We start from the raw sequence: 15,176 nt of genomic DNA, 5'->3' as shown, positions 1-15,176 counted from the left end.
AGAACCAAAGACTGAAATCTTATAAAACCAAAGACATGAATTATTACGAATTAGCACTCATCGCACTTGCAATTGTATTTGTTATTATTCTTTGGCGAGTTGTCGTCACAAAAAATGTTTCTCATAAAAAGATAATTCAATCTATTCAAAATGAAAATGATAGTAAAATCACAGAGTTGAATAGAGAAATAGATGAACTTTCAGAGTACAAACAAATTGTTGATGCCGTAAAATATGCCAACGAGATTAGGGAAAAGGCGGAAAGTGAATATCAGAAAGCTCAAGAAAATATCGATGAACAGTTAGGTCTTGCTGAGAAAGAAAGAGAGGAATTACTTCTGGAGGCCAAAGAGAAAGCTAAAGAATTAAAAGCAAAAGCGCAGGTTATTATGGAGAAATCGAATGTCCAATATGCTACTATACTTGAAAAGGCAGAGGAGAGGGCCAAGGAGATTGCAGGAGAGGCAATAGAAGCGAAAAGAAATGCCGACCATTATGAAGAGGCAATAAAGGCTATGAAGAATGTCATTAAGGGATACGGAGATGAATACTTGAAGCCGACTCATTCTTTGCTTGATGACCTGGCTGATGAGTATAGTTATAAAGAAGCAGGAATTGAATTGAAAAATGCAAGAGAACGAACCAAGTTAATGATCACGGGTGGACAGGCTGCAACATGTAAATATGTTGAGACACATCGACGTACTACCGCAATTAATTTTGTTCTTGATGCATTTAACGGGAAAGTAGAGGCAATTCTTGGTCGTTCTAAGGCAGATAATTATGGGAAACTTGAGCAAGAGATGAATGATGCTTTTAGTCTGGTTAACAACAACGGAAAAGCTTTTAGGGATGCTGTGATAACCAAGGAGTATTTGGATTCTCGAATAGATGAATTGCATTGGGCGGTCAGGGTTCACGTTTTACGCGCGGAAGAAAAGGAGGAACAAAGAAAAATTAGGGAAGCCATTCGTGAGGAAGAAAAGGCACGGCGTGAATATGAGAAGGCCATCCGTGAAGCAGAGAAAGAAGAGAAGATGCTTCAGAAAGCAATGGAAAAGGTCAGAAAGCAATTTGAAGATGCTTCTGAACAAGAAAAGCTTAAGTATCAACAAGAATTGGAGGAATTACAAATCAAGTTGGATGAGGCTGAACAAAAGAACCAAAGAGCATTGTCAATGGCCCAGCAAACAAGAAGAGGGCATGTATACATAATTTCAAATGTGGGTTCATTTGGTGAGAATGTATACAAAATAGGATTAACAAGAAGACTTGAACCTTTGGATCGAGTGAAAGAGCTTGGAGACGCCAGCGTCCCGTTTTGTTTTGATGTTCATGCAATGATACATGCTGAAGATGCTCCTTCATTGGAAAAATCCTTACATGAAGTTTTTCAAGATTCGAGAGTAAATAAAGTTAATCTGAGAAAGGAATTTTTTCAAGTGGGTATCGCTGATATTAAATCGGAAATTGAAAGTCAGGGGATCGAGGCAAAGTGGACTCTAAAGGCAGAAGCTGCAGAATATAGAGAGTCTTTGTCCATGAGAAGGTTGCTTGATATTGAAAAAAATTAGTCGCGAATTTTAGTGCAAGCCCTTAGAAATTCTTCACATAAGGGAGTAAGATGAATTTCTTTAAATAATTTGTTCTTAAACATGCCTCCAAAATTCCCAAGACTTTGATAATTGTTTTCAAGCAATCCAAGTCTTGAAAGATTTGTTAGCTCATGGGATTTCAATTCTCCAGTTCCATCTGAAGATGACATATTTTTAAAACGATATATTTGATCATTTTGAAAATTGTAAATTAAAACTTCAGCTTCCCTGCAAGATAGCTGACTCAAAATATGTGGGAAGATTGTTGATTTTAGATGAAGGCTTGCATCGGTATAGCTAACCAATAATTTTGCCCACATATCTTGTAATTTGGGTTCCTCTTCCAGTGAGCCCATATCTAATAGAGGTGCTAATATTTTTAAGGAAACCGGTTGAATGGTAATATTGTGTTCTTCAACCATTTTTTGTGCTTTGGCAACAATCTTGAGTTGATTGTTAAACCGCCAGAGTCTCACTCTGTCTTGAAATAGTAATCCTAATTCATTAAAGGGAGGATTAACTATCTTTTCAAGAAACGGTGTAACTACTTCAATGGTTTTTTGTGTTGATTCCGGTTCGAGCATAGTTCAAGAGAATGTTGTGGATTAATAAGATAAATGTATTTAAAAATTAGTTAAACAGGTCGATTGTATTTCTTGACTTTTATAAGTTTTAGCTTCTGATGGGGGCCCGTGTCGCAATTCTCAGGAGTATAAAAGAATACATAATTTATGCCACCAGTTTTAGAGCTATAATATTTTATGCCATCAATTGGAATATCATCTTCAAAAGTCAGTAGGTTCTTTCTGAAAAATTCTGCTGCAACTTGTGTAGGTATGTAATCTATGTGCTCCCTTCCGTCATGCACAATTGGTTTGATAAAATCATCAGCTAAAGCTTCTAAGAACCTGATTGTATGTCTTAGATGTCTTCTTTCTGGTTCTAAAATATCAGGGAAATCATTATATTTAATTTCACTGTTTTTAACGAGATGAAAATCTTCTGTAAAATCTAATACCTTAATTTGTGTTGTTGTTTCCCAGGTGCTGATTATTGCGTGCTCAGGCTTGTTGGTTTCTTGTAGACATGTATCTATATCGTTGGCTCCATGAAATGTTTGGATTCCCGATGGGCTAAATCTATTTGGATATTTTATTGCTTCATTTGGGGGTACACCAAGATCTTCTGTGGTTTTAAAATTATCTTTTATGGCACATGGACGAACACGAAATATTTTTGTGCTCTTTGGAATGTTCGTTATAATATCGAGGTCAAGAATTTCATTACAAACATTTCTCAAAACTCCAGTCGCTGTAGATGGATAAATTTGCATCGAGGATGTTGTAATTTCATCCTGGAAAAAAAAACGACTTTTATATTTGATATGTCCACAGAAATCCTCCCATGAATATATCATCAACTCTGAGTCCGAAATACCATAGGGGTCTTTCCAGCACCATGCATTATCTGGTAGATAATCATCGATTTCTTGAAATATTTCAACTTCTCCCAGTCCCATGAAGTCCCGAAGAATTTCCGAAGTTAGAAATGTTTCGCCAACCCAGTCTCCGTCCATCCGGCCTAAAACATTTTCAGCTGCATCCCATTCAGAGTAAATTGAGGTTTCAATTAATTCTAAAATTTCAACTTTTTGAATGACTTTGGTTGAATTATTACAATAGTAACAAGTGTCGTCAAAGCCGTTATCGTTTATGTATTTACTTAACGCCTTATTATTGTCCAGGCACTCAGAGCAAATGAAGTCCATTGATTAATTTGATTTGGTATTAGCAAGTAAAATTAAGAAATGAAAAGGATTGGTTATACTGTGTTATATTAAAGTTGTTAGAATTTGTCTTTTTCATTTTGAAGTAAAATATTCCTTCAGTTGGTTTACTAACGTATTGTAATGTGTAATTATTTGAGAATTTGATTCAGAGCATTTTTTCATTTGTTAATTATATCGGTCGGGTTAAAATAAGCATTTTGTATATTGTGCTGTAATATTGTTCGGAAGAATTTTCGTGATCTTAAAAATGTGCTAATATGACACCTGAAGAATTAAAACAATGGAGTGAGACAGCTAAAAATTTTCCTATTAAGGAGATGTACAATGACTTATTGAGTCCCAGTTTTGTTAAGGCAGGAGAGGCATTGGGCACATTGATGGAGTTCGGAACAACCCCGATATTGCCATTAAAGCTGTTGAATGCACGAGCCAGACTTTTTTTTCACAATAACATTAAAAGGTATGAACGGAAGTTGGACGCTATTGAAAAGGCATCTGATGTTCAGGTCCCTGAGTATATTGGAATGCCAATTTTGGAGAAATTTACTTATTTGAATGATGAATATTTAGCTGAAATGTTTGCAAACCTGCTGGTTAATGCATCATTTGAATCAACACTTAGCAATGTGCATCCGAGATTATTAACCATATTGGAAACGCTTTCTTCTGATGAAGCTAAAATTTTATTTGCGCTAAAGGAACGGCAGTTCGTTCCTCTAATTGATGTTTATATTACACAGATGCCAAAACTACCAGAGAAGTATTCTTCTATGTCTGAAGAGAGAAAATTGATAACGATGGGCACTCTTAATGGGATCATACCTTTTCATAAAGTAAGAAGCGCTTGGAATCTAACTATTTTGCAAAAATTGAATGGATTGAGTTTCCCGGAAAATATCGATTTGTATATTGAGAATCTTGAGTTAAATGGATTAATTCGATTTCTGAGAGATCAGCATCTTGGTGGATTGGAGAATGAGTATTCTGAAATTGAAAATGAACATGCAGGTGGAATAGAGGAAATAAGAGAGACGGCAATCGAACTCGAAATGGATTCAGACAACCAGGAAGGTTATAAGTATGAAGTCGAATTACAGAGAGGCTATTTTGAATTTACAGATCTCGGAAACTTATTATTAAAGGCTTGTATAAAAGATATTGAGATATAATTTGCTAATGCCTGTTAATATCGTGATGGTCCCTAAAAACAGATGTATATCATCAAGGCTGCTGAATTCAAGTATCCGACAAGCAGGTATGCGACTAAGAAGTGTTCAATATTTAATATTTTTGATATTTTGAATGAGCGTTTGGTAGTATTTGCAACCAAACTCAAAGAGGAATTATCATAAAAAATGAATCTAATGAAGATTACACTTTATTGGCGTAATAAAAATAAAACGATTTTTAGTTTATTTCTTTTCCATCTTAGCTGGCTTTTCGCGTACAAACTTATTTTATTAGATGTTGAGTCTAATTATAAAATCATTGTTGTGCTTGGGCAGGTTTATGCAACTTTTGCGGCTGGCATTATTACCGGCTATCCATTTTATCTGCTTACTTACGAATTTCCCAGGCTCAGGGATCGAATTCTATTTAATCCAACCTTGGAATACTATGTCGAAAAGGTAGAAACCGCTAAAGAGACGATTTTGTGGTATTTAGGGTATAAACCAACTGATTATGAAATTGTATTCCATTTAAATGAAAATGAGTTGAAGGAAAGTCTCAAGGGAAAGCTTGAGGAACAAGTTGATGGGACTATTGAGCAGTTGGATATTGATAGAGAATCATCAGTTGAGTCCATTTTAAACGGACTTAGTGATATTTTTAATCAACTGACATATCAGAGCAGCGAACATTTTAAGTTTTTTGATAAGTATCTTACAATCGGAATCATTGAGATTTTAAAAAAGATAGAATCTCGTAACATTAACATGTTCAATACAACGAAGGGTGTCAAGCTATGGGAGGAGCAGTTCAGAATAGGAGAAGCAGAAGACCCAGAATATAGTATTGGATTAATTGCATTGGAACTGGCTTCTGCTTTTATGGAATTTGATGAATTAATAAGAAAAGTGAAAGATGAAGTTAGATTGTATGAATAGGTTTTGGATTCCGGCAGTAGGTACTTTTGTTGCAATTCCGGCAGCTGGTGTTGGATTGATGAAATAATTCAGAAAAATGACAATGAGTTAAATAGAGAACGTTGTTCTGATGAAATGTACGATGTTGAATTGGCAAAAAAGGAGAGAAAAGAAAAAATATAGCCAAACATTGAGGTACAACCAAGACAGAGGAGTACGGTGTAAAATCAAAACTTTGAATGCCAACGGGTATTGCTATGTTCATCAAAATCAAATTGGAGGTCGCACTACAACAACCCAACCCAGTTAGTCCTACAGGAAATCTTCGTATTCCGGAGGAAGAACGATTTATACTGGTCCAAGAGGTGGTAATATTACATAAACAGCAATGGAAATAAGACTTAGATAAAACGATAGTAATGAGAATATCGTTCTGTTGCAACACAGCACACCAATAGAATGGTTATTTACTAACAAAAATAATTAGTCAAAGAATGTATATCGCTTTTAATTTTATTCTATTTTCGCTAACTTTAAGACAAATCAATCAATAATGGCGTACTCAGACAAATTAGCAGCTTTTGAATTTCTGCTCAAACAGCTCGAAAATTGGTACATTGAAGCCTTTGGTTCCTTCGAGAATAATAACCTTAGTAGATTGAAAGTGTTTAAGATTCACTTCTTTGTTTGTACAGTCTCTGCGAAGGATGAAAGTACAAATCTACTTGAAGTTTTCAACAACTTTTATGCATTGCCTTTTGGGCCAGTTGAGAGTGATGTTTATAACTCAATATCCGAACTGAAATATTATAGGCTTGGTAAAGACTCATTGTCAATCAAGAATCCGTTCATAAACGAACTTGATTCTCCTGAGACAGAGAATAAGATTAAGGAGTCGATAAGGATACTCAAAGAATTAAATTTTGATTTGATTGGAGCATCTGCTTTTGAATTAGTAAATTTAAGTCACACTTTTGATAGTTGGCAAAGAGCTTATAGCTTTGCTAAGCATTTACATAAGAATTCTTTTAAAATACCAGATAATTTAATAGAGGTCGAATCTTTAGATTTGCTTCTTTCGCATTCTTCTCGTGAATATGCCTCTTAATGCGCTAATAACCAGGCTGAATGATATTTTTCCCGAAAGTTGGGACTTTGATGAGTTTGTATCTGATAAGACCCAGTATTTCGATACAATGACGGATGCAGTTAAGCAAATCTACAAACAGCTTAATCTTATAATATTATCAGGGGAGTACGTAAATCTTGCTGAAACAGAAGAGATCATAAAGAGCAAAATTGATCCTATTGTTGATAGAATACTCAATGGAGTGTACAGTTCTGAAGCCGAAGAGGAGGATATAGATCATTTTTTACATTCTTTTATTCTTCCTTTTCAAAATCATTCTATTCAACATCTTAAGAATTTGTGTAAGGTACTGCGAAGTAATGTGATTAATGGAGAGAAGTCCATCATGAGTGGATTTCAGCTTTATGGGAAGGCAATAATGTTAGATTATAATGACTTTGGCATTCGCCATGAAGCGGAATTTTTTGAAGCGAATTGCGAGATTGCAGGATATGATCATTTAATATCTGTAAAGACTGATATTCTTAATGATCTAATCGTGACTTATGTATCACTGCAAAAGGATACGGATACTTATTATAAGGACTTGTTAATGGATAAGTGCAGGTTTCTTATATCAAAGATCTCTGAAAAAATTGGGGAGGATACCAAGAGTTATTTCTATACGTTTGACTTTCAAGATCGAGAAATAGATAATTTTCGATATGAAGTTAAATATTATGAAGGTTTTTGGGAAGAAAACTTTTTTCGAAATACAACAAGGAAAGAAACGGAGAAAAGAGTTCAGTCCTTAGAAAACCAAAGGGAAGAAAATAAACCTTATTCTTTGGCCGATATTTACTATTTGATTCGTCATTATAAGGATAATAATAAAAATCATATTCAAATAGATAACCTTGTCGCTCAGTATGAGGATCAGTTTAACAATAGTGGAATCCATTTTTCTGGATACGAGAAACGTACAAGAGAACTGGCTCTAAATTTCTTGTTGAATAATCGGTTTAGCTTTGGATTACAGAACGATGATTCTTGGGATAATGTTATAAAAGAGTTGGATAGAATAAAAACAATTCAAGACGATACAAACGTTCACAATTATTTCCCCTATTCAAGATTTCTTAAAAAATATACTTTAGCGACGAAACAACTCTTGGATGCCGAAAATTTTAATGAGGTATTGATTGAAAATAGAATATCAGTTTTTGACGAAATACTGAAATTGCTATTCGTTAAGTTTGAATGGTGTAAAGATGTGGATTTTCAAAGATATATTTTGGATAAAGACTCAAGTACAAAACAGATTTCTTATAGGGATGAATCGATAAATATCTTTCTTGCAAGTAGTTTTGTTTTGCCAATTAATTATAACAAAGTTTTAAATGATTGTAATTTCCTTAAAAGGGATATAGAAGATATAAAAAGTCATTTGTCCATTTATAAAAGCCTGAACAGGGAGAGAAAAACAATTGAAAAGATTAGGCATGATGTAATGTCGAGTGATCGTAAACAAGTTGAGATTTTGGGGATCTTTTCAGCTGTTGTCTTATTTGCTGCCGGAGAAATAAGTATTTTTAAAAATACGCCTTCGTTAGAACAGGCCTCAACTTTTTCTTTAGTATTTTCTTATTCCTTAGTCCTCTTTGTTTTAGCAATATGGTTAATTACTCGAGATCATAGTTCTTTTAAAGCAAGTAAAATACACATTTGGATCATCGTTATAATTGTTGTCTCTACAGCCCTAATCTTTGATATTGCATTTAATATCTTTCCCTGGTTGTAATTTTACATTCCTTTGGAGATTGAAGGAAATGATTAAAATCCATCAAGTTTATTAAGCCGAATTATTCTGTCTGTATAGATAGATGTCAGAATTCAATTTTATTTCAATTCTTCAGCTGATAAAATCGTGTTTTTCTGCGTCAGAAATCATTTCAAGTTTACAAGTAATTAATCAATATAAAACTCCTTGAAATATTTATGTCGCCCAAAGGTCGCCCAAAATAAAAAAGAGAATCGTTAAGATTCTCTTTTTGAGTTCATTGCATTTCTGCGATGAGGTTCCTGGCGGAGTCGAACCGCCGTACACGGTTTTGCAGACCGCTGCCTAGCCACTCGGCCAAGGAACCTTGTACGTTTTCGGACTGCAAAAATATAAAATTTTGCAGTTCTCGCAACACAAAAAATAAAATCGTATTATTTTCTGCGATTTTGCCAGTTTGCATTTACATGCAAGTCGCTGGCACCTAGCTGCCAACCGGCGTCTGTCGATTTTGGATTATTTCCCTCATGAAGCTCTCGCTTCTTCTCTGTAGCGCACGATTTTCGGCACTTCCCTTCGTTTAAATTATTCGAACTATAAAACATGAGTATAAGGTTGAATTATTTTTTTCGAAAATACGAAAAAGAAGTTCGAATAATTTGATAATTGTCAGTATTGCGCTGGGGATTAAATATTTAATAACATGTGGTTATGTTAGCTTCGAGTCGCGAGCTACTAGCTTCGAGTTTCTTTGATTAAAGCATTTCTGCATTAAAGCATTATTTCATTCAAGACACCAGTCCTTCAGTTTTTCAATCCTTCAATCCTTCAGCCTTTCAATCCTTCAGCCTTTCAGTCCATCCTTCGACTTCGCTCAGGATGACGAGCTGTAAGCTGCGACCACAAACTATCGCTCCAGCGTAACGCTTACCCGTTCGATTTCGCCTCCCATTGGTGGATTCATTTTCGAGATTTTAACGCGGGCTTTATCAATTGCAGGGAAGCGGTTGTAAAGGGTATCTAAAATTCGTTTGCTTACATTTTCAAGTAAGGCCGATTTTGTTTGCATCACCTCTTTTACAGTTTCGTACACCGCCTGGTAATTCAGCGCATCATCCAGATTGTCGCTTTGGCCTGCAGCATCGCAGTTCGTTTCCAGTCTCAGGTAAACTTCAAAGTGGTTGCCAACAATTTGTTCGGCCGCAAAATGCCCGTGGTAGGCATAAAATTTCATTCCCTCTATCTCAATTACTCCCATTCCGAATTAATATTATTGCAACAAAAGTAATAATTTGAACAGGTGTTAAGTGTACTCACAAATCATTTTTTAATTTTGTGGTCTTATTCAATAGGGGATAATTCAAGAAAATGGCAGAAAAAAATACCAACACAAATGCTGAAGCGCCGAAAAAGGCTAACTTCATTCATGCACAAATCGACGCCGATTTGGCCGCAGGAAAAAATGATAAACGTGTGCATACACGCTTTCCCCCCGAGCCAAATGGTTATTTGCACATTGGACACGCTAAATCAATCTGTTTAAATTTCGGATTGGCACAAAAATATGGTGGTAAAACAAACCTTCGTTTCGACGATACAAACCCATCAAAAGAGGAGACAGAATATGTTGAATCGATTATGGAAGATGTGCGTTGGCTTGGTTTCGACTGGGAGGATCGTTTGTTTTACGCGTCCGATAATTTCCCAAAACTACATGCTTTTGCCGTTAAGTTGATTGAAGAAGGCAAAGCTTATGTCGACGATCAGAATGCTGAAACCATAAGCGAGCAAAAAGGAACGCCGCAAAAACCCGGTACTGAAAGTCCGTTCAGAAATCGTTCGGTACAAACCAACCTCGATTTGTTTGAGCGAATGACTATGGGCGAATTTAACGAGGGAGAAAAAGTGCTGCGTGCAAAAATAGATATGGCATCGCCGAATATGCACATGCGCGATCCGATTATTTACCGGATTATGAAAGCCGAACATCACCGCACTGGAAATAGCTGGTGTGTGTATCCGATGTATGATTTTGCCCATGGTCAGTGCGACTACTGGGAAGGAATTACACATTCCATTTGTACGCTGGAGTTTGAGGTGCACCGTCCGTTATACGATTGGTTTATTACGCAATTGATGGATTCGGATTACCGTCCGCGCCAGATCGAGTTTTCGCGTTTAAATCTTACATACACCGTAATGAGTAAGCGTAAATTGCTCGAATTGGTGAAAGACAATCACGTTCGTGGTTGGGATGATCCGCGGATGCCAACTATTTCGGGTTTACGCCGACGTGGTTACACGCCTGAATCGATCCGTAATTTCTCGGATAAAATTGGCGTAACCAAAGTAGATGGAATGACCGATGTGTCATTGCTGGAATTCAGCGTGCGCGATCACCTGAACAAAATTGCACAACGTGTAATGGGCGTGCTCGATCCGCTAAAAGTGGTAATTACCAATTATCCTGAGGATAAAGAAGAAATATTAAGTGCCGTAAACAACCCTGAAGATGAGTCGATGGGGCGTAGAGATGTACCATTCTCGCGCGAGGTTTACATCGAGCAAAGCGACTTTATGGAAGATCCGCCACGTAAGTTCTTCCGTTTGGGGCCCGACCGCGAGGTTCGTTTACGTTACGGTTACCTGATAAAATGTAACGAAGTTATTAAAGACGAAAACGGTAAAATTGTTGAGCTGCATTGTACTTACGATCCGGAGTCAAAAGGAGGAAAATCTTCTGATGGCCGAAAAGTAAAAGGTGTGGTACACTGGTTGTCGGCAAAACATGCTGTTAAATCAGAAGTGCGCCTGTACGATCGTTTGTTTACCGATGAAGAGCCGGATGCACACAAGGATGTAGACTTTAAAGAGTTTATGAATCCAGACTCGTTAAAAGTACTGGATAACTGTTACCTGGAGCCATTTGTAAAAACGGCCAAAGCGCTTGATCATTTTCAGTTTGAGCGAACCGGGTATTTTAACCTGGATCCGGATTCAACGCCCGAACTACCGGTGTTTAACCGAACGGTTCCCTTGCGTGATTCGTGGGCAAAAGCACAAAAAAAATAAAAGCCAAAAGGTTGTTTTCGTATCGGGAACAACCTTTTTTTATGAAAGTCACTTTGATCAATACAAAAAAGTTCACGCAGAGATCACTAAGTTTTCGCAAAGCACGCAAAACAGATTCTATATCTTTGGGTGAAACAATATTGATATCCTTTCATTCCTTTTGATGATTCTATAAATCATGAATGTTTTTTATGAACGTCCTCCAAATTCTTATGAGTATTGCCATTTAAATTTCGTCCGGAAAAACCACTTGGCTTCGATCGACTTCTTTCGCCGGACGATTTTCCTTCGGTTTCATCCCGGCGCTACGCACCGGGTTATTCACTTTCGACGCTTTCAGCGCCATAAAAAGCTTTGGATTCAAACGTCGCTGTTCAGTTAGCTCGTCTTAACGTTATAATTCTGCTCCAAATCCCGAAGGGATAAAATATGATTAACCTTGGGTGAAACCCGAGGTTATGAAAAAAATGTCAAAGGCGCAATCAATTAGCTATTCAAAGAACGGTCGTTCTATGCGCCTCATATGCTGATAATTTCAATGAAATGTTGTCAACATTCCCCACTTCCATTTCTGTTGGTAATTCCCGGCAATCACGAGTGTTTTAAACTTCGAGATAGTATTTCAGCAGCAAACTCCCGGCAAAGTCTCGTTTCCGTTAATACCAACATATACCCATTTACCGATTCATAACCTTTGTTAACCGAATGTAAACTGTTTGCCCGGCTTGCGATTTTTACATTTGATGTGTAAATGCAAAAAACAGTATCATGGAAAAAGTGCCACAGGAAAGAACGCAGAAGAAAGAAAACTCAAAAGAAGTATTGGCTTTAGTGTTAATCGGTATTGGTTTGGTATGGATACTAAAACAAACCGGTTTCTTTTTTGATTTCCCGTTTTTAAACTTTCACGCTATTTTTAGTCCTATAAGGAGTGCTTTTCATGGCGTTGGGCATTTTGTCTTTTCATGGCCTGTTATTCTTATCATTATCGGAGCAGTATTAATGGCCGGTAAACGTTCGGGCGGTTTGGTACTGCTGATTATTGGAGGATTATTTTTGTTGCCCAAACTGATTTTCTTTTCAGGAGCGACAATTGTATTTCTTTTCCCGGTAATTTTAATTGCTTTGGGGATTGGTTTAATCGCGCGTTTGTTTTAGCGCGTAACAGAGGAAGAGATGAAATCCGCTAAAAAAATGGACAGTGTTTAGAGGATAATCAATATTTTAGGACAGTTAAAACTTTTATCATGGATAATAAACCGGAGAATACAAACAGAAGAGCCTTTTTGGGCTTATTTCTAATTGTGGTAGGTGCACTGTGGATTTTCGAGCGCCTCGATCTTATTCCATCATTTTGGAACGATATTCTGATCTCGTGGCAAATGTTACTCATCGGAATTGGGGTCTTCTCCATAATCGGAGGGAACAAAACCACAGGAACAGTTTTAATTGTAATCGGAGGATTCTTTCTGATTCCCGAGGTCGCACACATTCCTTATGAATTACGACGAATTGGTTGGCCGGTATTAATTATCGGTATCGGTGTAGCTATTCTGGTAACACATAGCAGAAAACAAACCCCTTTTGAAGGACCCAATTTTAATCCGGGAGAACAAAAAGGGCAGGACTATTTCGATGACTTTGTGATTTTTGGAGGCCGCGAAGTGTACGTAAATTCTCAGAATTTTATGGGTGGAAAAACCACCTCTATATTTGGCGGAACGGAATATGACTTGCGTCAGGCAAAACTTTCGGCCAATGGCGCAGTTATCGATACACTCGCTTTATTTGGCGGTTGTGGTTTTAAAGTGCCACCCGACTGGACAGTAAAAAATGAAGTAACAGCAATATTTGGCGGTTATACCGATAAACGCGGTGCTTCGCTAAATCAAATTGTTCCCGATCCATCGAAAACGCTGGTGATAAAAGGTTTTGCTGCCTTTGGCGGCGTAGAGATCAAATACCTGTAAAATGGATTTTAGGCATCCCTTTATAAAAACTCCGCGGCTGGCCATTACGTATATTGCTTTCTGGCTGGTTCTGGCAGCTGTACTGGTTTTGGTAGTTGTATCGGTAGGAGAAACTGATTTCTTAACCGCATTGACCGACCGCTTTGCCAATGTTATCCTTTTTGGATTTTTAGGAGTTGCCATTTGGTACGTCATCAAATTCAGTACCCTCGAAGATAACAGTATCGGGCGTGTAATTCTGGCCCATGTAATTGCAGCTACCATAATCGTTTTAATCTGGTTATATATCGGTACTGTAATCGCCAAACTCATTGATCCGAGTCAATTAGAGGAAGAAAACAATTACTTATTTACGGGCCTGTATAACGGGTACTTGCTTTATACTTTTAATGTGGCATTCTTTTATGCGGTAAATTATTACCTGGCGTTTAAAGAAAAGACTAAGAATGAAACAAAGCTGAAAGCACTGGTAAAAGAGGCCGAGTTGCATGCTTTAAAATCGCAGATCAATCCGCACTTTCTTTTCAATAGTTTGAACAGCATTTCGTCGTTAACAATGACCGACCCGGGCAAAGCTCAGGAAATGGTGATCAACCTGTCGCAGCTGATGCGTTATTCGCTAAAACACGACCAAAGCGAAAAAGTGACGGTTCAGCAGGAAATCGATAATAATAAACTGTACCTGAAGATTGAAAAGGTACGTTTTGGGAAAAAGCTGAACCCGGTTTTTGCCGTGGAAGAAAGCTGTTTAAAGGCTGAAATCCCGAATATGATACTTCAGCCGCTTTACGAAAATGCCATAAAATACGGCGTGTATGAAGCTACTGAAACCATTGATGTAATTACTCACTGTACTTGCGATAATGATAAGCTGGTGGTGACCATTAGTAACACCTACGATAAAGATGTATTGAGCAAAAAGGGCGAAGGAATCGGATTGCGAAATATTCGCGACCGCCTGCAGGTGATCTACGGAAACCCGCATTTGCTGAAAATTCAAGACAATCAAAACGAATTTACCGTAACTTTAACCATTCCTCAAAATTTGTAAACCATGACTGAAAAATTGCGCACAATTATAGTTGAAGACGAAGAACTGGCTCGTAACCTGATGAAGTCGTTTCTGGCCGATAACGAAGCGATTGAACTGATTGCCGAATGCGAAAACGGTTTCGAGGGCGTAAAACAAATCAACGACTTAAAACCTGACCTGGTTTTTCTCGATATTCAAATGCCAAAGATCACCGGTTTTGAGCTGTTGGAGTTACTCGAACACAAACCGCAGATAATTTTTGCAACGGCTTACGACCAATACGCTTTAAAAGCTTTTGACTATAACGCAGCCGATTACCTGCTAAAACCTTACTCGAAAGATCGTTTGGATGAGGCCATTCAGAAAGTTCTGGAACGCATTCAAACCGAAGGAAAAGAGTCGGATGTGGCTGAGAAAGTAAGTGATTTTCCAAAAGATGAATACCTCGACCGTGTGGTGGTGAAGGACCGTCATAAAATTCATATCGCCCCGGTTGACGCTGTGCGTTACATCGAATCTATGGACGATTATGTAATGATTTACACTACGGAAGGCCGCTGGATGAAACAAAAAACCATGAAGTATTTCGAGAATGCCTTGAATCCGAAAAACTTTGTGCGTATTCACCGCAGCTACATTGTAAAGGTCGACGAGATCGAGGAAATTCAGCAATACGAGAAGGAATCGTACATTGTTATTCTGCACGACAAAACAAAATTGAAAGTCAGCAAAACAGGTTATAAAAACCTGAAGGGTGTGCTGAATTTCTAACGTTTCACAA

Annotated in this window: 14 protein-coding genes and 1 tRNA gene; 10 read left to right on the top strand and 5 right to left on the bottom strand. The window is 37.4% G+C overall.

Going from position 1 to position 15,176, the window contains the following annotated elements:
- The first annotated feature begins 35 nt into the window (after window positions 1-35).
- Window positions 36-1,574 carry a DUF4041 domain-containing protein gene (locus QZ576_RS12940; protein ID WP_297097824.1) on the top strand — a complete coding sequence of 513 codons (1,539 nt, stop codon included), beginning with the start codon at window positions 36-38 and terminating at the stop codon, window positions 1,572-1,574.
- On the opposite strand, the gene QZ576_RS12935 is transcribed toward QZ576_RS12940, so the two are convergent.
- Both QZ576_RS12935 and QZ576_RS12930 read right to left on the bottom strand, forming a co-directional pair.
- Window positions 1,571-2,179 carry an Abi-alpha family protein gene (locus QZ576_RS12935; RefSeq protein ID WP_297097822.1) on the bottom strand — a complete coding sequence of 203 codons (609 nt, stop codon included), beginning with the start codon at window positions 2,177-2,179 and terminating at the stop codon, window positions 1,571-1,573. The genes QZ576_RS12940 and QZ576_RS12935 overlap by 4 nt on opposite strands.
- A 50-nt stretch (window positions 2,180-2,229) precedes the next feature.
- The gene (locus tag QZ576_RS12930; protein WP_297097820.1) at window positions 2,230-3,363 is read right to left on the bottom strand and encodes a HEPN-associated N-terminal domain-containing protein; all 1,134 of its coding nucleotides are present in this window, start codon (window positions 3,361-3,363) and stop codon (window positions 2,230-2,232) included.
- A gap of 278 nt (window positions 3,364-3,641) precedes the next feature.
- Between QZ576_RS12930 and QZ576_RS12925 the strand changes: the two genes are divergently transcribed.
- From QZ576_RS12925 to QZ576_RS12910, 4 genes are all read left to right on the top strand, one after another.
- Complete coding sequence (locus QZ576_RS12925) at window positions 3,642-4,553, top strand: Abi-alpha family protein (RefSeq protein ID WP_297097817.1); 912 nt, start codon at window positions 3,642-3,644, stop codon at window positions 4,551-4,553.
- Between the two features lie 195 nt (window positions 4,554-4,748).
- The gene (locus QZ576_RS12920; RefSeq protein WP_297097815.1) at window positions 4,749-5,492 is read left to right on the top strand and encodes a hypothetical protein; all 744 of its coding nucleotides are present in this window, start codon (window positions 4,749-4,751) and stop codon (window positions 5,490-5,492) included.
- A gap of 532 nt (window positions 5,493-6,024) precedes the next feature.
- Entirely contained in the window at window positions 6,025-6,579 is a 555-nt protein-coding gene (locus tag QZ576_RS12915) for a type II toxin-antitoxin system antitoxin SocA domain-containing protein (protein WP_297097813.1), read from the top strand.
- Between the two features lie 88 nt (window positions 6,580-6,667).
- Window positions 6,668-8,341 (top strand): hypothetical protein, encoded by a 1,674-nt coding sequence (locus QZ576_RS12910; RefSeq protein ID WP_297097811.1) that lies wholly within the window; start codon window positions 6,668-6,670, stop codon window positions 8,339-8,341.
- A 275-nt stretch (window positions 8,342-8,616) separates the two neighbouring features.
- On the opposite strand, the gene QZ576_RS12905 is transcribed toward QZ576_RS12910, so the two are convergent.
- Together QZ576_RS12905 and folB are read right to left on the bottom strand one after the other, a co-directional pair.
- Window positions 8,617-8,687 (bottom strand) — tRNA-Cys (locus QZ576_RS12905).
- A gap of 540 nt (window positions 8,688-9,227) precedes the next feature.
- Entirely contained in the window at window positions 9,228-9,578 is a 351-nt protein-coding gene (gene folB / locus QZ576_RS12900; RefSeq protein ID WP_297097809.1) for a dihydroneopterin aldolase, read from the bottom strand.
- Between the two features lie 110 nt (window positions 9,579-9,688).
- Here folB and QZ576_RS12895 point away from each other — a divergent pair, with 110 nt between their 5' ends.
- Window positions 9,689-11,392 (top strand): glutamine--tRNA ligase/YqeY domain fusion protein, encoded by a 1,704-nt coding sequence (locus QZ576_RS12895; RefSeq protein ID WP_297097807.1) that lies wholly within the window; start codon window positions 9,689-9,691, stop codon window positions 11,390-11,392.
- 226 nt (window positions 11,393-11,618) lie between these two features.
- Here the strand turns inward: QZ576_RS12895 and QZ576_RS12890 are convergent, their stop codons facing one another.
- On the bottom strand, window positions 11,619-11,756 hold the full coding sequence (locus tag QZ576_RS12890; protein ID WP_297097805.1) for a hypothetical protein: 138 nt from the start codon (window positions 11,754-11,756) through the stop codon (window positions 11,619-11,621).
- 404 nt (window positions 11,757-12,160) lie between these two features.
- Between QZ576_RS12890 and QZ576_RS12885 the strand changes: the two genes are divergently transcribed.
- From QZ576_RS12885 to QZ576_RS12870, 4 genes are all read left to right on the top strand, one after another.
- Entirely contained in the window at window positions 12,161-12,550 is a 390-nt protein-coding gene (locus tag QZ576_RS12885) for a hypothetical protein (RefSeq protein ID WP_297097803.1), read from the top strand.
- A gap of 89 nt (window positions 12,551-12,639) precedes the next feature.
- Entirely contained in the window at window positions 12,640-13,362 is a 723-nt protein-coding gene (locus QZ576_RS12880; protein ID WP_297097801.1) for a DUF5668 domain-containing protein, read from the top strand.
- A 1-nt stretch (window position 13,363) separates the two neighbouring features.
- The gene (locus QZ576_RS12875) at window positions 13,364-14,413 is read left to right on the top strand and encodes a sensor histidine kinase (protein ID WP_297097799.1); all 1,050 of its coding nucleotides are present in this window, start codon (window positions 13,364-13,366) and stop codon (window positions 14,411-14,413) included.
- A 3-nt stretch (window positions 14,414-14,416) separates the two neighbouring features.
- Window positions 14,417-15,166 carry a LytTR family transcriptional regulator DNA-binding domain-containing protein gene (locus tag QZ576_RS12870; RefSeq protein WP_297097797.1) on the top strand — a complete coding sequence of 250 codons (750 nt, stop codon included), beginning with the start codon at window positions 14,417-14,419 and terminating at the stop codon, window positions 15,164-15,166.
- Window positions 15,167-15,176 lie beyond the last annotated feature (10 nt).

Source organism: uncultured Draconibacterium sp. (assembly GCF_913060805.1).
In the GTDB taxonomy this organism is placed as follows: Bacteria; Bacteroidota; Bacteroidia; order Bacteroidales; family Prolixibacteraceae; genus Draconibacterium.
Note: the sequence above shows the minus strand (reverse complement) of the source record. Positions and strands in the feature narration are given on the sequence as shown.